This is a genomic window from Lentimicrobiaceae bacterium (genome assembly GCA_020636745.1).
Lineage (GTDB): Bacteria > Bacteroidota > Bacteroidia > Bacteroidales > Lentimicrobiaceae > Lentimicrobium.
The window spans coordinates 1-23,445 of the sequence record JACJXH010000006.1 but is presented as its reverse complement, the minus strand read 5'-3'; the positions used below and the strand labels follow the sequence as shown (position 1 = coordinate 23,445).

The 23,445-nt window shown below is 41.6% G+C and carries 21 protein-coding genes, 1 tRNA gene and 1 riboswitch; of the genes, 11 read left to right on the top strand and 11 right to left on the bottom strand.

Features of this window, described 5'->3' with window-relative positions:
* Window positions 1–33: 33 nt before the first annotated feature.
* A complete protein-coding gene (locus H6541_10190; protein MCB9016152.1) occupies window positions 34–1,053 on the bottom strand; it encodes a branched-chain amino acid aminotransferase in 1,020 nt (339 codons plus the stop codon).
* A 302-nt stretch (window positions 1,054–1,355) separates the two neighbouring features.
* Here H6541_10190 and H6541_10185 point away from each other — a divergent pair, with 302 nt between their 5' ends.
* From H6541_10185 to H6541_10160, 6 genes are all read left to right on the top strand, one after another.
* Window positions 1,356–1,853: a hypothetical protein gene (locus tag H6541_10185; protein MCB9016151.1), complete on the top strand. Its 498-nt coding sequence runs from the start codon at window positions 1,356–1,358 to the stop codon at window positions 1,851–1,853.
* A 176-nt stretch (window positions 1,854–2,029) separates the two neighbouring features.
* Window positions 2,030–3,160, top strand: a complete 1,131-nt coding sequence (locus H6541_10180; protein MCB9016150.1) for a HAMP domain-containing histidine kinase — start codon at window positions 2,030–2,032, stop codon at window positions 3,158–3,160.
* Window positions 3,161–3,378: 218 nt separating this feature from the next.
* Window positions 3,379–5,283, top strand: a complete 1,905-nt coding sequence (htpG, locus tag H6541_10175) for a molecular chaperone HtpG (GenBank protein ID MCB9016149.1) — start codon at window positions 3,379–3,381, stop codon at window positions 5,281–5,283.
* Between the two features lie 102 nt (window positions 5,284–5,385).
* Window positions 5,386–5,976 carry a LemA family protein gene (locus tag H6541_10170; GenBank protein ID MCB9016148.1) on the top strand — a complete coding sequence of 197 codons (591 nt, stop codon included), beginning with the start codon at window positions 5,386–5,388 and terminating at the stop codon, window positions 5,974–5,976.
* A 133-nt stretch (window positions 5,977–6,109) separates the two neighbouring features.
* Complete coding sequence (locus tag H6541_10165; GenBank protein MCB9016147.1) at window positions 6,110–6,556, top strand: TPM domain-containing protein; 447 nt, start codon at window positions 6,110–6,112, stop codon at window positions 6,554–6,556.
* A 12-nt stretch (window positions 6,557–6,568) separates the two neighbouring features.
* Window positions 6,569–7,384 (top strand): TPM domain-containing protein, encoded by an 816-nt coding sequence (locus H6541_10160; protein ID MCB9016146.1) that lies wholly within the window; start codon window positions 6,569–6,571, stop codon window positions 7,382–7,384.
* 428 nt (window positions 7,385–7,812) lie between these two features.
* Here the strand turns inward: H6541_10160 and H6541_10155 are convergent.
* A tRNA-Ser gene (locus H6541_10155) sits at window positions 7,813–7,900 on the bottom strand.
* Window positions 7,901–8,098: 198 nt separating this feature from the next.
* Between H6541_10155 and H6541_10150 the strand changes: the two genes are divergently transcribed.
* From H6541_10150 to sugE, 3 genes are all read left to right on the top strand, one after another.
* The gene (locus H6541_10150; GenBank protein MCB9016145.1) at window positions 8,099–9,586 is read left to right on the top strand and encodes a GWxTD domain-containing protein; all 1,488 of its coding nucleotides are present in this window, start codon (window positions 8,099–8,101) and stop codon (window positions 9,584–9,586) included.
* A gap of 120 nt (window positions 9,587–9,706) precedes the next feature.
* On the top strand, window positions 9,707–10,735 hold the full coding sequence (locus tag H6541_10145) for a glycosyltransferase family 2 protein (GenBank protein ID MCB9016144.1): 1,029 nt from the start codon (window positions 9,707–9,709) through the stop codon (window positions 10,733–10,735).
* Window positions 10,735–11,133, top strand: coding sequence for a quaternary ammonium compound efflux SMR transporter SugE (sugE, locus tag H6541_10140; GenBank protein MCB9016143.1), 399 nt, complete (start codon window positions 10,735–10,737; stop codon window positions 11,131–11,133). Before H6541_10145 ends, sugE begins: the two co-directional genes overlap by 1 nt.
* Here the strand turns inward: sugE and aroQ are convergent.
* Together aroQ and H6541_10130 are read right to left on the bottom strand one after the other, a co-directional pair.
* A complete protein-coding gene (gene aroQ, locus H6541_10135; protein ID MCB9016142.1) occupies window positions 11,053–11,472 on the bottom strand; it encodes a type II 3-dehydroquinate dehydratase in 420 nt (139 codons plus the stop codon). The two genes, sugE and aroQ, sit on opposite strands and share 81 nt — an antisense overlap.
* A gap of 51 nt (window positions 11,473–11,523) precedes the next feature.
* The gene (locus tag H6541_10130; protein MCB9016141.1) at window positions 11,524–11,898 is read right to left on the bottom strand and encodes a hypothetical protein; all 375 of its coding nucleotides are present in this window, start codon (window positions 11,896–11,898) and stop codon (window positions 11,524–11,526) included.
* Window positions 11,899–12,231: 333 nt separating this feature from the next.
* Window positions 12,232–12,328, top strand: a riboswitch (TPP riboswitch).
* Window positions 12,329–12,388: 60 nt separating this feature from the next.
* On the opposite strand from H6541_10130, the gene H6541_10125 reads away from it, so the two are divergent.
* Entirely contained in the window at window positions 12,389–14,797 is a 2,409-nt protein-coding gene (locus H6541_10125) for a TonB-dependent receptor (GenBank protein MCB9016140.1), read from the top strand.
* A 79-nt stretch (window positions 14,798–14,876) separates the two neighbouring features.
* Here H6541_10125 and H6541_10120 read toward each other — a convergent pair whose 3' ends face one another.
* Entirely contained in the window at window positions 14,877–16,223 is a 1,347-nt protein-coding gene (locus tag H6541_10120) for a serine hydrolase (GenBank protein MCB9016139.1), read from the bottom strand.
* Between the two features lie 209 nt (window positions 16,224–16,432).
* Here H6541_10120 and smpB point away from each other — a divergent pair, with 209 nt between their 5' ends.
* Window positions 16,433–16,879 (top strand): SsrA-binding protein SmpB, encoded by a 447-nt coding sequence (gene smpB, locus H6541_10115; GenBank protein ID MCB9016138.1) that lies wholly within the window; start codon window positions 16,433–16,435, stop codon window positions 16,877–16,879.
* A gap of 99 nt (window positions 16,880–16,978) precedes the next feature.
* On the opposite strand, the gene H6541_10110 is transcribed toward smpB, so the two are convergent.
* The 6 genes from H6541_10110 to H6541_10085 form a co-directional block, all read right to left on the bottom strand.
* Window positions 16,979–17,893, bottom strand: a complete 915-nt coding sequence (locus H6541_10110) for a hypothetical protein (GenBank protein MCB9016137.1) — start codon at window positions 17,891–17,893, stop codon at window positions 16,979–16,981.
* A 138-nt stretch (window positions 17,894–18,031) separates the two neighbouring features.
* A complete protein-coding gene (locus tag H6541_10105) occupies window positions 18,032–18,643 on the bottom strand; it encodes a carboxymuconolactone decarboxylase family protein (GenBank protein MCB9016136.1) in 612 nt (203 codons plus the stop codon).
* Between the two features lie 591 nt (window positions 18,644–19,234).
* Window positions 19,235–20,500, bottom strand: coding sequence for an alpha/beta hydrolase (locus H6541_10100; protein ID MCB9016135.1), 1,266 nt, complete (start codon window positions 20,498–20,500; stop codon window positions 19,235–19,237).
* 435 nt (window positions 20,501–20,935) lie between these two features.
* Complete coding sequence (locus H6541_10095) at window positions 20,936–21,700, bottom strand: leucine-rich repeat domain-containing protein (GenBank protein MCB9016134.1); 765 nt, start codon at window positions 21,698–21,700, stop codon at window positions 20,936–20,938.
* Window positions 21,701–21,860: 160 nt separating this feature from the next.
* Window positions 21,861–22,940 (bottom strand): Fic family protein, encoded by a 1,080-nt coding sequence (locus tag H6541_10090; GenBank protein ID MCB9016133.1) that lies wholly within the window; start codon window positions 22,938–22,940, stop codon window positions 21,861–21,863.
* A gap of 214 nt (window positions 22,941–23,154) precedes the next feature.
* Window positions 23,155–23,436, bottom strand: a complete 282-nt coding sequence (locus H6541_10085) for a hypothetical protein (GenBank protein ID MCB9016132.1) — start codon at window positions 23,434–23,436, stop codon at window positions 23,155–23,157.
* Between the last annotated feature and the right edge of the window lie 9 nt (window positions 23,437–23,445).

Below are 23,445 nucleotides of genomic sequence, written 5' to 3'. Positions count from 1 at the left end.
GAAGGCAACCTTTTTATTTATCTGAATGTTTGATTATTCAATCACATAATTCCAGTTAAATACATCCGGTTCATCACCGAACTGAATACCCTGGAGTCTTTTGTACAATTTGGTGGAAACAGGGCCTGCATTTCCATCTTTGCAATACTGATAAACATCACCGGTGACGTGATCCACAATTTTACAAATCGGAGAAATGACTGCTGCAGTTCCACAAGCTCCTGTTTCGTCAAATTCGGCAAGCTCTTCAACAGGCACAGGTCTTACTTCAACTTCCATACCCATATCACGTGCCAGATCCATCAGGCTTTTGTTGGTAATGGATGGTAAAATAGAATCGGATTTTGGCGTAATATATTTATTCCCCTTAATACCGAAGAAGTTGGCAGGACCCGCTTCATCAATATATTTCTTTTCTCTTGCATCGAGGAAAATAGCAGCAGCATAACCATCGGCATGAGCTTCTTCACCGGCAGTTAAACTGGCAGCATAATTTCCGCCTACTTTAAACCGACCGGTTCCATTGGGAGCAGCCCTGTCATGATCGCGTGCAATCATCATAGACACTGGCTTAAATCCTTCCTTAAAGTAAGGCCCAACCGGTGTAACGAATACAAGAAACAGATACTCATCAGCCGGTTTTACACCAACACGGGCTCCACTGCCAATCAATAATGGGCGAAGGTAGAGTGATGCGCCCGTTCCGTAAGGCGGAATAAATCTTTCGTTCAGCTTAACAGCCTGAACAATAGCTTTTAAAAACAATTCGTGGGGAACAACTGACATCATTACCCCATTGGCTGAACTTTCCATACGCTTTGCATTCTCTTCCCAGCGGAAAATTCTGATTTTTCCATCTTTTCCTCTGAAGGCTTTCATCCCTTCAAATGCTTCCTGACCATAGTGTAACGATGAGGCAGCCATATGAATGCTGATAAATTCTGAGGATGAAGTTTCCAGTTCTCCCCATTTTCCATCTCTGTAATAACAGCGAACATTGTAGTCGGTTTTCACATACCCAAATGGTAAGTGGCTCCAGTCAATATCTTGCATAGTTTGTATATTTAGAAGTTTATGAATTGCACCGTTATGGTGGCTAAATTATAAACTTTCCCAACAATGGCAATGGAAAATTAAAAGAATATATCCTATTGCTGAAAAATACTAGAAATTGATTTACAATTATTTGCAAAAACAATTTTAAAACTCAGTAAGGAATTCAAAATGGATTACGCAGAAAATAATCCTCAAAACACACTTTTAACACTAAGTATTTTACTGTATCATTCAATGCTGAAATAAAAAATAGCATAGCTTTATCTTTTATAATCCATTTTCAATCACACATCATGAGCATGAAAGCTGTTCCAGCCATCCCCCTTCCTGAGAAAGAGTTTTTGCTGGCCATTGATGCAGGAGTTAAAACAGGTTTAGCTTTGTATCAGAAGCCCGACACACTGATTTGGTATCGTTCACATAATATGGGTTCTGTTTCTTCTCTGCGCAAAGCTGCTTATTCACTTCTTCATTCTCTGGAAAATTTAAAGGTCATTATTGTGGAAGGAGGCGGCCCGGTGGCTCTTGCGTGGACAAAGGAAGCCCAAAAGCTTCAAATCAGGGCTGTATTGACAGATGCCGGCGACTGGCGTAAAGAGGTGTTGCTTCCCCGCGAACAGCGAAATGGCATAATTGCCAAACAAACGGCCATCAGGCTTGCCGAAAGTCTCATTCACCAATCTGAAGCAGATTCAAAAAACACCCCGACACATGATGCGGCTGAAGCCATTTTAATCGGGCTATGGGGATGTAAAGAAGCCGGGTGGACATCTGTTATCCGGAAAATTCCACGATGAACAAGCAGTGCTATTTAGAAATGTCATTTTAGACAAAATTCAAATTACAGTTACACATACCTGTATATCTGCCATTTACACATTCATTTTTCTGCATACCATTCTAAATTACATCAAATAATAATCAAAGAAATGAATTTGTATTAATTTTGGCTTTCCAAAGCAGTTAACCATCAATGAGCCAACCAATAACCTATTTCGCACCTGCAGGTCGCAAAGGGCCTGAAGAAATTGTTAAGGATTACGCGTTTGTAACATCTAACCAATTAACGGTTTCTATTCTGGATGGCATTCCCACGCTGGCTCTTTTACTAAACCATGAGCGTCAGATAGTATTCAGCAACAAAGCTTTTCTCGATTATTTTCAGCTTAAAGACAATATGGCTGTAATTGGGCTGCGTCCGGGAGAAGCTGCAGGATGCCCCTTTGTTAAAGACGGGCCTGATGGTTGCGGCACTTCAAAAAACTGCAAAGTTTGCGGAGGTGTAAAAGCCATTCTCAACTGCCTGAATAATGGCCAAGACACACAGGAAGTAACCATCAATAACGAGCTGAATCAACCACTGCATTTCAGTGTAACTACCAAAATACTGAACATTGAACACCGTGAATTTCTGCTGTTCAGCCTGGTTGATATCAGTTCCGAAAAGAAAAAAGCAATACTTGAACGGTTATTCTATCATGACATTCTGAACACTGCGCACAACATCAACAGTATGGCCGAATTGCTATCCTCTGAAGACCTGCAGGATAACCGGCATGAATATCTTGGCTTTCTGATGAAATCGACAAGCGCAATGATTGACGAAATTAATACACATCGCATCATTTCCAACGGAAATCATCTGGAGTATATCAGTCAACCAGTGCCGGTTGATTCGTTATCATTATTCAATGAACTGAAGACTGAATTTGAATCAGGAGCACCCGGTGTTCAAATAATTGCGCTTGATAACCGGAGTGAAAGTTTTACTTTCAACGCTGACAAGGTACTGCTGAAAAGAGTTGTTACCAATATGGTTAAAAATGCATTGGAAGCCGAACAGGGAGCTGGCATCGTTACTTTAGGCTTTATGTCATTGCAGGACAGAGGAACCATGATTTGGGTTCATAATGCTTCCTTTATGAGTGAAGAGGTACAAATGCAGGTATTTAACCGTTCGTTTTCAACCAAAGGCAATGACCGCGGATTGGGCACTTACAGCATGAAAATGCTCACTGAAAAGTTTATGAAGGGCAAAATCTCCTTTACAAGCTCACCCACCAACGGCACCACATTTATCATCGAAATTCCCGCACAAATATAGCTCCCGGGCTACCTTTCCAAAAATTACAGCTCTTGCTTCCTGCCCTGAACAGCAGTAAAAAGCTACTTTTTGAGGGGAAATTTTTAATCCAGTCTGGTATTAGCCGCATTCCACCAGGCTTATCCTGTAAAAATCCCGACATTTTGGCAGCAAAATGGCAATGGCACATGCTTTGCTAAGCAAAGCATAAAAAAACCAAACTTAAAAATTACAATACTATGCAATCGGGAAAAATCAATGTTCAGACGGAAAACATATTTCCAATCATTAAAAAATTCCTGTACTCAGATCATGAAATATTCCTGAGGGAACTTATTTCGAATGCCGTAGATGCCACACAAAAACTTAAAGCGCTCTCCTCTATGGGCAATGTTAAAGAGGATTTGGGCGACCTTACCATTGAAGTGATTCTTGACAAAGAAAAAGGCACACTCACCGTTAAGGATAATGGAGTTGGCATGTCGGCCGAAGAAGTTGACAAATATATCAATCAGATAGCATTCTCAGGCGCCGAGGAATTTGTAAAAAAATACAAAGGCAAAAGCGAAGCAGAATCTGCTCAGTTAATCGGACATTTTGGACTTGGATTCTACTCCTCATTCATGGTTTCAAAAAAAGTAGAAATCATTACCAAAACCTATAAAAAAGGCCCCGGCTCAAAAGCTGTGAAATGGGAATGCGACGGCAGTCCTGAATATACACTCACTGAAACTGAAAAAAGCACAAGAGGAACTGAAATCGTGCTGTATATTGCCGACGACTCCAAAGAATTTCTGGAGGAGATGCGCATACTCGACCTTCTGAAAAAATACTGCAAATTCCTGCCTGTTCCTATTCGTTTTGGAAACGAAAAAACATGGGAGAAAATTGAAGGTGAAAAAGATGACAAAGGGAATGACAAATATGATGAAATTGAAAAACCCCGCTTCATCAACAATACCAACCCTGCCTGGAAACGTAAACCAGCCGATTTGAACGAAGAGGATTACAACAATTTCTATCGCGAGCTTTACCCCACCCTTTTTGAAAATCCGTTATTCAATATTCACCTGAACGTTGACTATCCGTTTAACCTTACCGGAATTCTGTATTTCCCGAAAGTTAAACGCAATTTTGAAGTACAAAAAGAAAAAATTCAACTCTATTCAAACCAGGTATTTGTTACCGATTCAGTCGAAGGCATTGTACCTGACTTTTTAACGCTGATGCACGGTGTACTTGATTCTCCTGACATCCCGCTTAACGTTTCGCGTTCATATCTGCAAAGCGATTCAAACGTAAAAAAGATATCGAACCACATTATGAAAAAAGTGGCCGATAAACTGGAGGAGATTTTTAAAAACAACCGTGAAGATTTTGAGAAAAAATGGGATGATATCCGCATTTTCATTGAATATGGTATTATTTCGGAGCCAAAATTCTACGACAGAGCTGAAAAATTTTGCCTGCTTAAAGATACTGACGGAAAATACCACACTTTTGAAGAGTACAAAGAGCTCATTAAAAATGCGCAAACCAACAAAGAACAAAAGCTTGTTTACCTCTATACTTCCGACACAGTTGAGCAGCACAGTTTCATTGAAACCGCTACCAGCAGGGGTTACAATGTTCTTGTAATGGACGGTCCGATTGACAACCATTTTGTGAATACACTTGAGCAGAAATTTGAAAACACCTCCTTTGTAAGGGTTGATGCTGATGTGATAGACAAGCTTATTGCAAAAGAAGACGCAATGCCTTCAAAACTGAGTGATGAAGAGCGCGACAAGCTGAAACCGGTTTTTGAAGAAGTTGCCGGCAAAGAACATTATACCGTTATGTTTGAAAGCATGAGCGAAACCGACATGCCTGTTCAGATTACCCGTCCGGAATTTATGCGCCGCATGAAAGACATGTCGATGATGGGCGGAGGTGCAATGTACATGGGCGGATTACCTGACTCTTTCAACCTGGTAATTAATGGAAATCATCCGCTGATTACCAAAATGAGTGAAGAAAAAGATGAAGACCATAAAAAAACATTGGCCAAACAATTGGTTGATTTGGCCAAGCTTTCGCAAAACCTGCTCAAAGGAGAAGACCTCACAGGTTTTATTAAGCGAAGCATAAACATTATTGAATAATGGTTATGCCCGGAAAGCTCAAAATTCCGGGCATAATTTTATTTTTTTGTCATTTTCGAATCCAAATCTTGTAATTTTACACTAAACAAACACTTCATATTTATGAAAAAATCACTGATTGCAATACTTGCCGTTGCCGGAATCATCCTTATTCTGTTTATGTGGGGCAGCAGCCGCTACAACAGCCTTGTTACCAAGGAAGAAAGTGTAACTGCCGCCTGGTCGCAGGTTGAAAATGTTTACCAGCGCCGCGCCGATTTGATTCCCAATCTTGTTAACACTGTAAAAGGCTATGCTGACTTTGAAAAAAGCACGCTTACTGCCGTGATTGAAGCCCGCTCAAAAGCTACCAGTGTTACCATTGATCCAACCAATCTGAATGAAGCCAATATCCAGCAATTCCAAAAAGCACAGGATGGCCTGGGCTCAGCATTGTCGCGCCTGATGGTGGTAATTGAGCGCTATCCCGACTTAAAAGCCAACCAAAACTTTATGGATTTGCAGGCTCAGCTCGAAGGAACCGAGAACCGCATTACGGTTGAACGCCGTAACTTCAACCAGGCAGCTCAGGATTACAACACTCAAATCAGGCGCTTCCCAAGCAACATCTTTGCAGGAATATTCGGATTTGACAAAAAAGCCTATTTTGAAGCCTCTGAAGGCGCTGAAAAAGCTCCTGAAGTCCAGTTCTAATCAGCTTATTAACTGAATAACAGTGAATAACAAATGAATGTTTAAAATGATTCATGTTTTTTTAAGCAGGTTATTCACTGTTATCGTTCTCTCAAATTTCTGTTTAACAGAATTGTAATTAACAAACAACCCAATGCCTCAAACCGCAAAGAATTTCTTTACCGCTGAGCAACAGGATGACATTCTGCAGGCCATCAGGGATGCCGAGCTGAACACTTCCGGTGAAATCAGAGTGCATATTGAAAATAAGTGTGTTGGCGATGTACTCGATTGTGCCGCTTTCATATTTAAAAAACTGGGAATGCACAAAACAGCCCAACGCAATGGTGTTTTAATTTATTTATCTATTCAAAACCGAACGTTTGCCATTATTGGCGATAGTGGAATAAACGCCGTTGTTCCTGAAAACTTTTGGGAAAGCACCAAATTAAAAATGATCAATCTTTTTCGTGAAGGAAAATTTGCTGAAGGATTGGTTGAAGGTATCACTCAGGCAGGAATGCAGCTCAAAAAGCACTTTCCTCACCAATCTGATGACATTAATGAACTTTCAGATGATATTTCATTTGGAAACAACTAATCCGGATAACCAATGAAAAATCCCCGACGATCTATTCTAAATCTGAATCTTCTCCATTTCCTGTTCCTTATACTTTTGCCTTTTGTTACTTTAGCGCAAATTCCTCCTAAACCTGAGCCCCCCAGGCTGGTAAACGATTTGGCAGGATTGCTCACCGCTGATGAAGCCGGCAGACTTGAACAAAAACTGGTTGATTACAACGACTCCACCTCCACACAGATTACGGTGGTAACAGTTTCAAGTCTTGACGGGTATGATATTGATGATATGGCTCAAAGAATCGGCCAGACATGGGGTGCAGGACAGAAACAATATGACAATGGGGTGATTATCCTCATTAAGCCTAAAGTGGGCAATGAACGCGGCCAGGCTGCTATCTCCATAGGTTACGGGCTCGAAGAAATCATTCCCGATGCCCTCGCCCGCCGTATTGTTGACAATGAAATGATTCCATACTTCAAACAAAACAACTATTACGGAGGTATAAATGCGGGTACTGATATTATCATCGACCTGGCTTCCGGCAGGTTTAAAGCTTCTGATTACGAAAAAAAGGGAAGTCTGATTTCAGGGCTGGTCCCACTCATTATTATTATCATCGTCTTTTTGCTGATAGGCAGAAACTCGGGCAATAAACGCCGGAATTTCGGTTCATCCAACCTGCCATTATGGATCATACTTTCGATGCTTGGTGGCGGCGGAGGCGGCGGCCGAAGCTCAGGGAGTGATTGGGGCGGCTTCTCAGGTGGCGGCAGCAGCGGAGGCGGTGGCTTCGGCGGCTTTGGTGGTGGAGGCTTTGGCGGCGGTGGCGCCAGCGGAAGCTGGTAATAAATAGATATTTAATTTAAAACCGCAATCAATTTATTCAATTATTCTGAAGCATCTTTTAATGCCTTTAAATATGATTAAAACAGGCTGCCTGATAATCAAGGCAGCCTGTTTTTTATTGTATATATTCCTTTTACTCCTTTTGCAGTAGCAGGATTACCTCCGGTGATCCCCGGAAGGGGGGCTTCAGACAAATCAGGCATCATGCGGTGCATGATGTTTTTATTTTCATGGCCAAACATGCCAACACAAAGAATCTCAAGAAATCAGGATTACCTCCGGTGATCCCCGGAAGGGGGGCTTCAGACAAATCAGGCATCATGCTGCGCATGATGTTTTTATTTTCATGACCCACCATGCTCAGACAAGTCTGGCATAGCGGGTCATGAAAATAAAAATGCCCCGCTATGCGGGGCACCTGATTTGTCTGGCGGAAAGAGAGGGATTCGAACCCCCGGACCCTTTCAGGTCAACGGTTTTCAAGACCGCCGCAATCGACCACTCTGCCATCTTTCCGGGGGCAAAATTACAATAATTTTTGATTCACCAAAAAAAAGTTTTCAAAATAGCGCTTTTGATGGCATATCAATGCAATTGCTTGAATCAGGATTTAAAATTGAGTACCTTTGTATAGTTTTCAACAAGGGCTTACTCATACTCTTTGCAAGCATATATTTTTTGCCTTTCAGCTAATTATGAAACACATACACTGCTATGAAAAAGATATTCCTTTCTGTCATTTTGCTTTGCGCCATTGCATTTTCAGCATCAGCATCAACACGCAGCCTTGGAGCTTACCTTTCACATGCCACCTTCAATATTCCGGGAAACGGGCCATTTCTTGAAACATATCTTGAAATTATAGGCAATTCAATCACCTATAAGCGCAATGAATCCGGCAAATTTCAGGGCAGCATACAGGTTACCATGATTGTCAGGCAGGATTCAGTGATTAAAGACTTCAGAAAATACGAGCTGTTAAGCCCTGAGGTTGACGACACCACGGCTGTTGGACTCAACTTTATTGATCAACAGCGTTTTTCACTGCCCAATGGTAACTATTTGCTCGATTTATCAATAGCTGACATGAACGTTGATAAAAAACCGGTGGTTGTTACCTATCCAATTGGCATTGATTTTCCGGCAGACAATTATTCAATCTCGGGAATACAACTCATCAACTCTTTTACCAAGACAACCGAACCCAACCTTCTGAGCAAAAGCGGATATGATTTTGTGCCTTATGTCGACAATTTTTTCCCTTCCGACAAGAATAAACTGACCTTCTATACCGAAATATACAACCCTTTGCATAAAGAGGGCTCAGAAGAAAAATACCTTGTTTCAGCTTTTATTGAATCGTTTGAAACCAAGCGGATGTTAAATGAATATGTAAGAATAAAAAAAGAAACATCGAAACCGGTAATTGTTTTACTCAGCGAATTTGACATTTCAGGATTACCTTCCGGCAATTACAATCTGGTTGTCAGTTTGCGCGACAAGGAAAATAAAATTGTAACCCAGAATGCTGTTTTCTTCCAGCGGTCAAATCCCAATGTTGATTCTCCGGCACTGGACATTACCAAAGTTAATTTTTCAAATTCATTTGCCGATCGCATCAGCAACGCAGATACCCTGCGCGAACACATCAGGTCGATGATGCCTGTAGCTACACAACTGGAGGCTATATTCATCAAATCGCAGCTTGAAACAGCTCCGCTGGATGTATTGAAACAATTTTTTCTGAACTTCTGGATGACCCGCAATGAAATAAACCCCGAAAAAGCCTGGGAAGATTACAAATTTGAAGTTAAAAAAGTGAATGCCGCTTACAGCACACAAGTTAAGAAAGGGTATAACACTGACATGGGCAGGGTTTATCTTCAGTATGGCCCGCCCAATACAGTTACTGACGTGCCTTTTGACGTGAGCTCCATTGATGGCAACCCTTCTGTTCCTTATCAGATTTGGCACTATTATTCACTGAACAACAACAGGGAACGCAACAGAAAATTTGTATTTATTGCTTCTGAGTTAAGAGCAAAGGATTACACGCTTGCGCATTCTGACGCATCCGGTGAAATACAGAATTACAACTGGCAAAATCAACTGGTCAGGCAACTGGGAGTTGGTGACACAGACAGAGACGTAATGAGACAAGACCGCGGACGTTCGGCCACTTATTACAACAATCCCTATTAAAACAGGCCATTAATCACCTGCTCAAACGGCCTAATTGTATGGAGTACGGCCTTCTGATTGATAAATATCGTATGTTTGCAATATATTAAAGCATTCATTTTATAGCAACATTTAGCACTTCTGATTTTGATAAAAACGGCTGTAGTTATACTTAACTGGAATGGTAAAGGTTTTCTCGAAAAGTTTTTACCCGTTGTGCTTTTACACAGCCAAGGATTTGCTGAAGTTATTGTGGCTGACAATGCATCATCTGATGGCTCTGTTGAGTATCTGAAAGCTGCATTTCCAGAGGTCAGAATTATACAAAACGCCACCAATGGCGGCTTTGCCAAAGGCTACAATGATGCATTAAAACAAGTGGAAGCTGAGTATTTTATTCTGTTGAATTCAGATATCGAAGTTACCACCAACTGGATTCAGCCGGTGATAGAACTTATGGACAGCGACCCGATGATTGCCGCCTGTCAGCCTGTTATCCGTTCATACCACGCTCCTGAAAAGTTCGAATACGCCGGCGCTGCCGGAGGCTTTATTGATGCTTTTGGCTACCCTTTTTGTCGGGGCCGTTTGTTTCAACACCTTGAAGATGACCTGGGCCAATATGATGATAAGATGGAGGTATTCTGGGCAACCGGTGCCTGTATGTTTGTAAGAGCCGGCGTTTTTAAGAATCACCAGGGTTTTGATGAAGACTTTTTTGCCCACATGGAAGAAATTGATTTCTGCTGGCGGGTAAAACACAGTGGCTTTAAAATCATGGTCTGTCCTGACTCAAAGGTATACCATATTGGTGGCGGAACGCTCCCCAAACAATCATCTTTCAAAACATACCTGAATATGCGCAACAACATCTCGATGTTGTATAAAAACCTGCCGGCCGAGCGGCTGTTCCCTGTGTTCTTTTTGCGCCTGCTTCTGGATGGGATTGCCGCCTTTAAATTTTTGGTTGACGGCGGTTTTGCCGATTTCTGGGCTGTAGTCAGGGCTCATATGAGTTTCTACCGCAGATATTCCATTCATCGCAAAAAAAGAAAAGCAATTCAGCCTCAGCGTGTATCCTGTGTTTACCAGGGGAATATTGTGTTTGACTACTTCCTGCGTGGAAAGAAAAAATTTACCGAGCTATCTGCTCAAAAATTCAGCTCCTGATGCCCTGGCTAATTTTAATCATTGCCGGTTTGTTTGAAACCGTGTGGGCCGTTTCAATGAAATATTCTGAAGGCTTAACCAGACTCTGGCCCTCGCTTATTACAGCTGCAGCCATGATCATAAGCCTTTGGCTCCTTGCCATTGCCTTAAAATCGCTGCCATTGGGCACAGCCTATACAATCTGGACAGGCATTGGTGCTTTAGGTACGGTTATTTATGGTATCCTGATTTTCGGGGAGTCAAAAGACCTGCTGAAAATCCTTTTTGTGATGATGATTCTGGGCGGAATTATAGGTTTGAAAGTGGTATCAAAAGAATCAACCGCCCAAAAGGCTGAGCAAAGCCAACCGGTAGGAGCCCAGCCCGAAACCGGCAATCACACCACGGGCCGCCCCTGATATATAAGACTTGTGGCGAAACTCTTCTCTTGACCATATATTGCTCATATGCACCTCAATTACCGGCGCTTTTACAGCCCTTACGGCATCGCCAATAGCCACAGAAGTATGCGTGTATGCCCCTGCATTCAGAATGATGCCATCACATGAAAAGCCTGCCTGCTGTATTTTATTGATCAATTCGCCTTCCACATTGCTCTGGTAATATTCCAGCTCCACATCAGCAAATGCCGATTGCAATTCAGGGATAAACTGCTCAAAACCAATCTGTCCGTAAGTCTGCGTTTCACGCACACCTGTCAGGTTCAGATTAGGACCATTGATAATGCATATCTTCATATCTTTTTGTTTTCATAAATCCGCCCAGGCTTCCCTCCTGCCACGGCCCGGTTACTTTCTTTTAAAAACAGTTCTTGAGGGCGATTCAGGTGAAGATGGAAAAAGGCTGTATATTACCAACTCCTCCTTTTTGGTTGAATAAGAAAGTTTATGGAGCGTTCTTTTACCATCAGGGTAGTCTTCGGGCAAAAACAGCTGCAACTCATCCTTTTTATCAAGTTTATAACGAAGCGTATCAATTTCTTCGGCAGAACCCGGCTTAAAATAAGCCCTGTTCCCGCTTTTAAACTCAATTTCAGCCTTGACTTCAGCATCCGTTTTTTCGAGCCAGGGCCCGACAATTGAGAATCCATCAGGAAATTCATCCTTGTTGCAAGCTGCAAGCATCACTAACATCAAACCCCAAACAAGCGTCAATCGTTTCATTCGTCAAATTTCTATAAGGATATAACCTGTACAATGCCGTTTTATTGCTCCGGACTTGTAAACTGCAAAGATATAATATAGCCGCAATACAACATCATTCATGCTTAACGCCTTTAAAATAAGACAAATCTTATAGTCAGGGCCAGTTTGCAAACAGGGCCAATTTACTGTTATCAATATGCTGAATTTTTAATTTCCCCAAAAAAAACGCTCTTCGGACAACCCGGCATTTCCCATTCCTATACGCCTCATTATCATAACAATGAATAAATAAAAGTAAAAAAACAAGCCATTTTCTTGCTAAACGAATAAGTATTCCTTTACCTTTGTCGCGATTTCCAATTGGGGTGCCCTAAATTACGGGCTGAGATCATACTCATAGAACCTGCTCCGGGTAATGCCGGCGAAGGGATATTAGAGAAAACTTGATTACGGAGGGTTAAAGACCCAATTCAACCTTCCAGGGTTTAATCTAAAAAAAATCAAACTTATGAAATTACGCATTTTGCTGGCATTGCTGGCACTGTTGCCGTTTTTAACAATGGCACAAATTACGCTCAAAGGGAGGGTGCAGGACGAACAAACGGGCAATCCGCTCACCGGCGCTCATCTCAAACTCAACAACCGCCTTGTAAAAACTACTACAGATGACAAAGGCTTGTTTGTAATTGAAGGGTTAAAACCCGGTAATTACAATCTGAAAGTTACATTTATCGGATATCACACATGGGAAAGCCTGGTTGAGCTTACTGAAAACAGCACCATGAGGATTTCAATGAAACAGGCGCCGCTTTTTACTGAAGAAGCCATCATTACTGCTACCCGAGCCAACGACAAGACACCGGTAGCCTATCAGAATTTAACCGGAAAGGAGATTTCGGATCAGGATCAGGGTCGCGACATCCCATTTTTGCTTGAACAGATGCCGGCAACGGTGGTTACTTCCGATGCAGGAGCCGGTGTGGGCTACTCAGGATTCCGTATCAGGGGAACCGACATGAACCGCATTAACATCACCGTGAACGGAATTCCTTTGAATGACGCTGAATCGCACAGTGTTTTCTGGGTAAATATGCCTGACTTTGCCTCCTCGGTCGGAAGTTTGCAGGTACAGAGAGGTGTGGGAACATCAACCAACGGTGCCGCCGCCTTTGGCGCCAGCATCAATCTGCAAACAGCTACGCCTGCGCCCGAAGCATATGGCAGTATTACCAATGCTACCGGCTCATTCAATACCTGGCGACACACAGTTGAAGCCGGAACAGGCCTGATTAAAGGCAAGTGGGCAATGGATGCACGACTTTCAAGACTCTCATCTGACGGCTATATTGACAGGGCCACCTCCGACCTCAAATCGTTTTATGTATCGGGTGGTTATTATGGCAAATCAACCATCGCCAAAATCAATGTCTTCTCAGGAAAAGAAATCACCTACCAGGCCTGGGACGGCATTCCGTCTGAAATACTTGACACCAACCGCACCTGGAATGGCATAGGACAATACACCAATTATCAGGGAAAATCAGCTTTCTATGAAAATGAGACCGATAATTACCAGCAGGATCATTATCAGTTTATTCTTTCGCAACGATTGGCTGCAAATTTCACAGCCAACCTTGCCCTTCACTATACCAAAGGATTCGGCTATTATGAACAGTTTAAAGATGACGAAGACCTGGCCGACTACCTCATTCAGCCTGTGATTACCCCAGGCAATGACACTGTAAGTGTGAGCGATCTGATTCGGCGCAAGTATCTCGACAATGACTTTTATGGTTTCACCTGGTCGCTGAATTACGAACGCAAAAAACTAAACCTGGTGGCGGGTGGATCGGGCAATATATACGACGGACTGCATTACGGCGAAGTTATCTGGGCCGAATTTGCACAAACAGCCGGCTACAAACACCGCTGGTACGAAGGAACCGGCAACAAACGCGACCTGAACTTCTATACCAAGATGCAATACCAGTTCAGTCGCCGCCTCAGCTTATATGCCGATATGCAACTCAGAAATATCAACTACAAACTGGGAGGAAAAGATGACGATCAGCGCGACATTACGCAGAAACACGACTTCCTCTTTTTTAACCCCAAAGCCGGCCTGTTTTACAATCTTAATTATAACAGCAGCCTGTATTTGAGCTTTGCCATTGCCAACCGCGAGCCTAACCGCGACAACTATACCGATGCCGACCCCACCAAACCGGCGCCGGTAGCCGAAACCCTTTTCGACTATGAACTGGGCTATCACTTCAGCCATGAAAAGGTGAAAGCGACAGCCAACTTTTACTATATGTCATACCGCGATCAGCTTGTACTCACTGGCGAAATCAATGACGTTGGCGCTGCGGTTATGACCAATGTACCTGTTTCATACCGCACAGGTACTGAGCTCAGTGCATCTTACATCATCAGCAAAAAGCTCAAAGCCTCGGCCAACCTCACCCTGAGCAGCAACAAAATCAAGGACTTTACCGAGTTTGTTGACGATTGGGACAACTGGGGAGCACAAATTGAAAATAAAATCGGCAAAACCGACCTCGCCTTTTCGCCTTCAACAGTGGCCGGCGCATCAGTCGAATGGTCATTTTTCAAAGGATTCGGCCTGAACCTGAATGGAAAATATGTCTCAAGACAGTTTATCGATAATACAGCTTCTGATGAACGCAGCCTCGACCCCTATTTTGTTTCCAACCTGAGGTTAAGCTGGGCTATTGAGCCTGATTTTATGCGCGGACTGGAAATAAACCTGAACATCAACAACCTTTTCAATACCGAATATGAAACCAATGCCTGGGTTTATCGTTATTACTACGACGGCAGCTATGGCAAATATGACGGCTATTTCCCACAGGCCGGCATTAACTTTATGGCCGGATTAACACTAAAAATTTAACCGGAAACGCTGTTAAAATAAAATCCCTCATCGCACGCAGGCTGATGAGGGATTTTTGATTTATTCCCCGGTCTGTTATTTACTGAAGTGCAGTTTGCACATCGCGCAATAAGGCATCAAAATCCATGCTCTTTTTGGGCGAATATCCTAAAACAATCACTGCCAGATCCTTATCAGGAAGAATAAAAATACGCTGTCCGTCATGGCCACGGCACTCAAAAGTATTTTTCGGACCCGAAGGGTAAGTGCCCATCTGATTCAGCCAGAAACCAGCGCCATAAGCCCCTTTGGTATTCGGAACTATTGATCTTGAATAGTTCACCCATCCTTCAGGCAAAATTCTTTCTCCGTTAAAAACCCCATCATTCAGGTAAAGCAGCGCAAACCGGGCATAATCGCGTGTAGTAGCATAAATATAAGACGAACCCACCTGTGTACCCGAAGCATCAACTTCAAACACAGCATCAGGCATCCCAATCCTGTTAAACAGTTGCGTGGTGGCAAACCTGTAATAATCATCATCGTTTGTAAAACTTTTTCGCATCAGGTAATTGACAATATTGGTCGACCCTGACGAATAATACCAGAATGTGCCGGGCTCGTGTTCAAGAGGTTTACTGTAAGCAAAACGCGCCAGGTCCGACTCGCAATGCAGCATTACAGTCACATCTGAGCGGTTTCCGTAGTCTTCATTGTACTTCAAACCACTTTGCATCTGCAACAAGTTGTTGATGGTAATATTTTTACGGTTGTCGTTTTTCCATGCCGCCAAATCAACCGGCTTTTGAATATCCCAGGTTCCGTTCATCACCATAATACCGGCAAGCGCACTGGTAAAACTCTTGGCCATTGACCATGAAAGCAGGCGGGTACGGGCATTGATGCCCTGACTGTATTTTTCGGCAACCGGAATACCCTTATGCAGCACCATAAACGAAAAAGCATGGCCGCCATAGGTGCCCTTATCAACCAGATTTATGGCAATATGCTTTAATTTTTCAACATCAATACCCGTAGTGGTATCAGGAACAATATTTCCCATGGGCCAGCGCACAGTATCCTGACGATAATTTACCGGTGGGATTTCGGGGAATTTTACACTTCTTAAATCCTCTTCATCCACATCACGCAAGAGCGTACAGCCAAAACCATCACGATAAATGGCCACTGATTTGCCCCATAAAAACCGGCTGGTTACCCGTTTATGAATCGTATCAACCTCATTCGAAGTATACCTGATAAACGAAAAATTTAAATCAAGCGCTTCCACATCCCCGGCATTGCGGCCTGATACAAAAACAGCCGATGCCAGATTTTTAGCCGCATAACCAGTGATAATCGGCAACAACGAATTGATATACATGGCACTTCCGGTAAGCACCGAAAGCAGAATAAAAGTCACTACATAGCGAAGTTTCATTTTCATAGCAGAACACATTTACGATCATCAATCATTCTTCTGAAATCGGGAAGTAAAAGTAAAACATTACCCTTCCAATTCAAAACATACGGTTTTCAAAACAAAACAGCACGCAGGTATTCAGGCGGCTGTACATGACTTCTGATGATAATGAATACCTGAACCATAACTGATAACCGCAAATTCGCTACCTTTGCAGCAAGAATAAGCTAAAAATGGCCACTGGAATCGCTATAAAAAATAAGAAAGCAGGTTTTGAATACTTCCTTACGGAAGAATTCACAGCCGGCATTGTGCTTACCGGAACCGAAATCAAATCGGTGAGAGAAGGCAAAGCTAACCTTACTGACTCCTATTGCGCTTTTGAAAAAAATGAGCTGTTTGTAAAAAACATGCACATCAGCGAGTATAAATTCGGCACTTATGCCAATCATGAGCCCAAGCGCGACCGCAAACTGCTGCTTACCCGCCGCGAGTTACGCAAAATCATCACCAAAACCAGCGAAAAAGGCCTCACCATTATTCCCACCCTGCTTTTTATCGACGAAAAAGGGCTTGCCAAAATGAAAATCGCCATTGCCAAAGGAAAGAAGCTTTACGATAAACGTGAAACTTTAAAAACCAAAGATACCCGCCGCGAGATTGAAAGGCACAGGGATTAAAACAGGCTGATTCAGTCGTCAAACCGCTTTTTTCGTCTGCTTTTTTTACTGAACTATCGCTTCAGGCATCCGCCTGTTTATGGCCAAAGGAGGAAGCCCCTATTTCTTATTTAACCGATAAACAGCCTCGGCAAATCTGATGCCCAAATCGATGTAGCCAGCGCTGTTGTAATGATACGGATCGCTGTACTTGTAATTCTGCGTACTTCTTACAATGGCGGCCCGCTTATCGGTGATGGCATATTTCTCCTGAGCATACTGCACCAGCTCGCCAAAATCCCACACCTTGCCATCTTTATCATCGCCCGAATCAGATATTTTGCCAATAACTACCGGCACATTATCTTCGCGCAAAGCAGCCCTGATTAAATCCATCAGCCGCTTCAGATTGGCATGATAGCGAAGGGCCACGGCTTCGTCAAGCGCATCGCTTTCGCCCTGCATCCAGATAATGCCACAAGGCTTAAAATAGTCGTTGATGCCGTCGCCGTCAATATCACGGGTATCAGAAGCATGCCTGATGGTTGACAGGAAATGATCGTATTGATTGACACCTTGCCCACCTTTGAAATCAGCTTCCCAACTGCCAAACCATCGGGCGGCAGAACTGTCGATGGACGAGCCTGATCTCGAATACTTTATCAACGCTATCTTTTCACCCGGATATAACTTCTGCAGATGTTTGGCAAATGACAATTCTATTCCAAATCTATCTGACAAATAATTGACGGAGGCATCAGCATAAAAACCGGTTCCATGGCCGGCCTTCAGATTTTCCCATTTCCCCAGTCCACCGCCCTTTTCATTATCTGCAACAGCGTTGCCATGAAAAATCCACACATTGTCATAACCTCCCTTCAATGAATCAGGCAAATCGGCATTGTACCCGTAACCATCCATATTTGATTGGCCGCCCAGGTAAAAAACCCTTACAGTGTCGGCATGGTTCAGTTGCCCGAATAACGTGAAGGGAAGGAGAATAAAAACCAAAATTTGAAGTATCTGCTGTCTCATATAAGTTTTCAGTTGAGTGCTGATTCCATTGCCAGCCAAAGTTACAGGCATTTTGCCACCGCATAAACCATGTCACCAACATTTTGTTTGATAACAACAATATCTTCCTGTCCGTTCAACTTACCCTGGCAATGCAACTCACTTTGAAGGAGAATATTGGTGTTTGCCCGGCTCCCATCCGCGCACTTTCAAAAATTTCTCACCCGATTCAATGGCACCATCTTCAATGGCAGTTCCCATTGAATCGTTCCATCTGTTTAAATAACCAAACAGGGCAATCACACCGGTAATCTCAACAATATCGCCTTCACTCCAGTGCATTCTCAGTTTTTCGGCCACGGCATCATCAACCGAATTGGGCACTGTAGATGCCTGAAATGCAAACGCAAGAGCAGCTCTTTCCTTCTCCGAAAAAGCCGGGTGTGTTTGAAACTCCCATATATTTTCCATTTTTTCCTGTTCGGCTCCGTAGCGCTCAGCCGCTCTGATAGTGTGCGCCTGACAGTAACGGCAACCCGCTGTGTGGCTGCAGATATAACCAACCATCCGTTTCAATGCACTGCTAACCTCCCCTCTGTTCTCCATTACTGCTTTATTCAGTTCAATAAAAGCATAAGCTATGCGGGGCCTGTGATACATTGTTTTTACACTATTGGGGCAAAAACCCAGTGTTTCATCAAAAAACGCAATTAATTCCTGAAATTCCCTGTCATCATTGTCAGACAGTGGCATAACCAAAGGTTGTTTCATAAAAAAGTGTTGGATTGATTCATCTATTAATTCTTATTTCAATGCTGCCGCAATCATACCTTCCTCCCGATTCTGCTCAAGAAGGCCAGGCACCATAACGCTTCTGCTAAATTAAACTAAATGGGAATATCGACGGAAATTATCGATAAAACACTGTTAAACGACAAAGACGCATCATTCAGTGAGTGCTAACGGTAAATGATTTAAAAGGTCAGAATTGAAAATACAGCCTGCACAATGCAGGCCGGTATCTTTTGCCCGTTTTCCTTCGTTTGTTTATCAGGCCACAGCATGCTGGTTAAACTCATTCACCGGTTTCAGAGCATAATTAACATTCAGGTTTCCTTCAATCGGTAAGCTGCGCGCCTGCCGATGGCTGCACCGCTTGCCTTAGCTGTTCAATCATGGGTTTGTTATCCATTCTTACTGCATGGTGGTGCGAAATGAGCAGCTGATTTATCAAAGTTTCGGTAAAACGGAATCTTTATTCTCTTAAAACCTGTTTACCACTGCCACCAGGTATAAAGCCTGAAAATAAGAAGCCAGCCGGGGCTTATTGCCAGCGATAGAGGCCAAACAGAGAATGATTTATCATGGGTTGGAATTGAGCTCGCTTTTGATTTTATCATAATCATTTAAAGCCAATTTTATGCTTGAGAGCACTAAATCAGGCTCATCGGTTTGCATATAATGACTTGATTTTGAACTATAAAACAACCTTCCGTACTTCAACGGATACAGCAACTGGAGATAGCGTTTCATTTTAAGGTTCTCACTCACTCTAAACAATTTCTCCCAATCACAAACCAGCGGTGAATTATCGTTGCCATATGCTGTATAACCACCAGCCATAAGAAAATGCACCGGCACGTCGGGCAATGGATTGTGGTCACACTCATTGAATTCACTTTGCGTTAATTGTACTGATATTTTCACTTCTTCCACGTAGTACTTTGGCATTTCGGCATAGAGCTTTTCATGAAAATCTTTATTGGGTTTCCCAAAAACAGAATCAATCTGATGCTTTGTAAATCCCATTTCTAAATATGGCAACTCACCCATCCCTGCCTTTTTTGTAAAATCAACCGGATCAATAAAGATTAGACCTGCAATTTCATCGGGGTACTGCGAAGCATAGCTTCTTATATATGCACCACCAAAAGAATGTGACACCAGTAGATAAGGAGGTTTCAACCCCTTTTCCAACAGCATTTTTCGCAAATTGCTCACAATATGTTCTGTTGTTGGTGGAAGAGCGTCGTCTTCTGACTCACCAATCCTGGGACGGTTATATGCAAAAACAACGTTTGTCAGGGAAACTTCATCCATGATGGTTTTCCATCTATCGTATGTGTCGGCCATCCCATTTTCAAATACAACAACCGGCTTATTCGCTTGATTATTTTTCATGCCACTTACATATACGTCAACCTTAAACCCATTCAAAGTAATAAAGTCAAGTTGAGCATATTCCTTTTCCCTGTTAATTTTAACCAATTCTATAAGGGGTTTCCATCTGCTATCAGTGTATAATGATTTTAAATCCGGATCAGTCTTTACATGTGCATATCTGGAGTAGTTCATGCAGGCAGCAATATGATTCAAATGAGCAAACGCGCTATCAGCGTTGTTGGCCAGTGCATATGAACATGCGGCATTATATCGATGATTGATCGTTATTTTAGCATCAGGCATACTAAACGCATCAGAAAACGCATAAGCTGAGCTCTTAAAGTCTTTTGCCCGGTAGAGGGAGTCAGCTTTTCGAATAAGCATTTCATAGCCTTCATGACTATGCTGCGCAAATAACAATGCAGTTGATACAAAAAAGGCCAATAGAAAAGTTGTCGTTTTCATTTGTTCTTCTTACTAAATGGCACATTCAAACGGGACTCATAATAACTTAATGCTGATGACTGAAGTAAAGCAGTGGTGAACTTCTAAAAATATCCTTTTACGGCCACCATACTTCTCTATAAATGTACAATCTTTTCCCTTGCAAGCATGCGCCCGATAGCGTATAGCCTTTGTTGAACTAAATCCCGTCTGCGCGCAATAGCTTCATCAAAAATACCCGATCCTTTCCGTTATTCAAGAATTATTAACCATAAAAATTCTAGATATGAGAAAGAAATCAGGTTTTATCCCGAACCTTCGGGATTGAACAGGCTGTCGAATGTAGTTCAACCGGGTACCGGGGACGAAGGACAAGCTCAGCGAAGCTCATATTCGCCGGGCTTCCGCTTAGGCGGAACAGGGTCTACGCGCCGTTCATATTCCTATTTGTTAGCATTAATTTAGTTCTCCTTTTTCCTTTATTACTACCTGTAATCTCGGATTGACGCTATTTATTGAATACGGTAAAAGTAATGATTTATCAATATACAGAAATTCTAAACTTTTGCAATATCTTATTGTTTCTGGAATTTTGACCATTGGTCCACAAAAGGCAACATTTAACTCTATAAGACTTGTTAAATTACCTATTTCATCAGGCAAGGATGTGAGACTATTTTTTCCTATTACAAAAAACCTTAAGTTCTCCAGATATCCGATTTCATTTGGAATCTTACTCAATTTATTGTCATTAATGTTAAGGAATTTTAAATTTTTAAGGTTACCAATGCTTTTGGGAATAGCTTCTAATTCATTATATTCAATATACAATTCTTCCAAGGCTGTCAAATTTCCAATTTCGTTGGGTAATTGTTTTATTTTATTATGTTTTAGGGATAGTTTTTTCAATTTGGTTAATTGTCCAATTGAAGCAGGTATTTTAACAAGTCGATTGCTACTAATTACAAGCGTTTCTAAATTCTTTAGATTTCCAATTTCTTCAGGTATTTCAGTTAAATTGTTTTTGAATAAATATAGTGTTTTAAGATTGGTCAAATTTCCAATTTTCTTTGGTATACTATCAAGTCGTGCGTATTTGATATTTAATTTTGTAACACTTTCTGGATTTGCCAATGCCTTATTCAGTTTTTTATAACCAGAACAATTTGCAAAGATTAGTATTATTAGTAAAGTCAGTCCCGTTAATAAAATTTGTCTCATATTTCTGCTTTTTTTAATTAATGCTAACGATGGCAATATGCGGAGGCCGGGATTTCAAGGCTCTGACTTATCAAACTGTAACAATTTTGAGTAAAAGTACAAAAGTCTTAATTAACCACATCCAACGGCTTACGTATATTGCGTGTTAGGCTTTCGTGCATTATTGTTTCAGTATTTCAATCAATTCTTTATTTATATACAAAGTCTCTCGCCCCACTTTTTGAGATTCAACAATTCCGATATCTTCAAGTTCTTTTAAATATCGAGAAGCTGCTTTTCTTTCCACTCCAATCTTATTTACCACAAATTCAATTTTTGAATATGGTTGCTCAAAAAGTAATTCAACCAATTCTTTTCTATATACTTTCGGTGCCTTTTCCTGAACCTTAATTATCGTCGAATCAAGTTGGTTTTTGATATTCGTAATCTTAGTGATTGTGTCTTTTGAAGTACTTTCAACTGCTTTAAGCATAAACATTATCCATTCTTCCCATTTCCCTTTCCGATTAGTCTGATTTAAAAGTCGATAGTATTCTGGTTTATTAGCAATTATATAGGAACTCAAATATAAAATTGGGACATCAATTAATTCATTAATTATCAGATACATAATATTTAAAATCCGACCAGTTCTCCCGTTTCCGTCATAAAATGGGTGAATGCTTTCAAACTGATAATGCAATATTGCCAAGTTTATCAATGGAGACAATTCATCCTGTTGATTAAAATGGTTAATAAAATTTGTTAATAAGTCAAGTATTTCCGCTTTGTCTTGAGGTGGAGTATAAACAATTTCTCCTGTTGTATCATTTTTCAAAACGGTTCCTGGTGTACTTCTAATCCCAGCAGTATTATCAACTAGTTCCTGTTGAATACTCACAATGTCGTTAACTCTCAGAAATCCTTGTTTTTTCGCAAGGTCATATCCTTGAAATATCGCTTTACGATAATTTACAACTTCCTTAGTCTCTGGAGATATGTGAGTTTTATTAATAGTCAATGCTTTATAAAGCTCATCTTGGGTTGTTATAATATTTTCAATCTCCGAACTGTCTTTTGCTTCCTGTAAAACTATTGCATTAATCAACATTGCTTGATTAGGAATTGTCTTTGCAATCCCTTTCAATTCAGCCAATGCAGCAGTGGATTTATTCGTTTGTCTAAGAATCTCAATGGTTTCCACCTTTTCTCTCAATGGTGGAAGTTTTTCAAGTTGATAATGTGGTGCATTTTGTCCCATATTCTTTTTATTTGTACCAAAAATACAAATTACGGTACAATTACCAATATTTGCAGTGGTCTTTTTGCATGAAGCCTAACGGTTGGTACATGTTGTCGGGGCGGATTTCGGAGAGCGTTCCTGTCCGAAGGACACGGAACTGCGATGCGAGTCCCGATAGCTATCGGGACGCAGTTGGCGTACCACCAAACCCCGCCCTGCAATATGTACCGTGTTACAGGGCGTATTTTCTTATTTTTTCATATTCTGTTTTGTTAATCTCTCTAATTCTCATAGGAAAAAGATTTTGTACTTCTCTAAGTTTCTCTGAATCTAAATCTTCATAATTTGGCTCGTTAAATTTATTAAGGGAGTATTCATTCCGAACGGAGTAGTAATTTTCTCTAAGTGCAGATAGTTTTTTCAGATAGCTTTCAAAATCCATCTTTTCATCAAAGTACACATGCACTATAAAGCCTTTAACAGACTGTATTTTTTCACGTGTAATTGAATCCAATTTTTCGGG

Bases quoted from the DNA above. Each gene is read 5' to 3' on its own strand.
- H6541_10190 (MCB9016152.1), bottom strand. From the start codon at position 1,053: ATGCAAGATATTGACTGGAGCCACTTACCATTTGGGTATGTGAAAACC.
- H6541_10185 (MCB9016151.1), top strand. From the start codon at position 1,356: ATGAAAGCTGTTCCAGCCATCCCCCTTCCTGAGAAAGAGTTTTTGCTG.
- H6541_10180 (MCB9016150.1), top strand. From the start codon at position 2,030: ATGAGCCAACCAATAACCTATTTCGCACCTGCAGGTCGCAAAGGGCCT.
- htpG (MCB9016149.1), top strand. From the start codon at position 3,379: ATGCAATCGGGAAAAATCAATGTTCAGACGGAAAACATATTTCCAATC.
- H6541_10170 (MCB9016148.1), top strand. From the start codon at position 5,386: ATGAAAAAATCACTGATTGCAATACTTGCCGTTGCCGGAATCATCCTT.
- H6541_10165 (MCB9016147.1), top strand. From the start codon at position 6,110: ATGCCTCAAACCGCAAAGAATTTCTTTACCGCTGAGCAACAGGATGAC.
- H6541_10160 (MCB9016146.1), top strand. From the start codon at position 6,569: ATGAAAAATCCCCGACGATCTATTCTAAATCTGAATCTTCTCCATTTC.
- H6541_10150 (MCB9016145.1), top strand. From the start codon at position 8,099: ATGAAAAAGATATTCCTTTCTGTCATTTTGCTTTGCGCCATTGCATTT.
- sugE (MCB9016143.1), top strand. From the start codon at position 10,735: ATGCCCTGGCTAATTTTAATCATTGCCGGTTTGTTTGAAACCGTGTGG.
- aroQ (MCB9016142.1), bottom strand. From the start codon at position 11,472: ATGAAGATATGCATTATCAATGGTCCTAATCTGAACCTGACAGGTGTG.
- H6541_10130 (MCB9016141.1), bottom strand. From the start codon at position 11,898: ATGAAACGATTGACGCTTGTTTGGGGTTTGATGTTAGTGATGCTTGCA.
- H6541_10125 (MCB9016140.1), top strand. From the start codon at position 12,389: ATGAAATTACGCATTTTGCTGGCATTGCTGGCACTGTTGCCGTTTTTA.
- H6541_10120 (MCB9016139.1), bottom strand. From the start codon at position 16,223: ATGAAAATGAAACTTCGCTATGTAGTGACTTTTATTCTGCTTTCGGTG.
- smpB (MCB9016138.1), top strand. From the start codon at position 16,433: ATGGCCACTGGAATCGCTATAAAAAATAAGAAAGCAGGTTTTGAATAC.
- H6541_10110 (MCB9016137.1), bottom strand. From the start codon at position 17,893: ATGAGACAGCAGATACTTCAAATTTTGGTTTTTATTCTCCTTCCCTTC.
- H6541_10105 (MCB9016136.1), bottom strand. From the start codon at position 18,643: ATGAAACAACCTTTGGTTATGCCACTGTCTGACAATGATGACAGGGAA.
- H6541_10100 (MCB9016135.1), bottom strand. From the start codon at position 20,500: ATGAAAACGACAACTTTTCTATTGGCCTTTTTTGTATCAACTGCATTG.
- H6541_10095 (MCB9016134.1), bottom strand. From the start codon at position 21,700: ATGAGACAAATTTTATTAACGGGACTGACTTTACTAATAATACTAATC.
- H6541_10090 (MCB9016133.1), bottom strand. From the start codon at position 22,940: ATGGGACAAAATGCACCACATTATCAACTTGAAAAACTTCCACCATTG.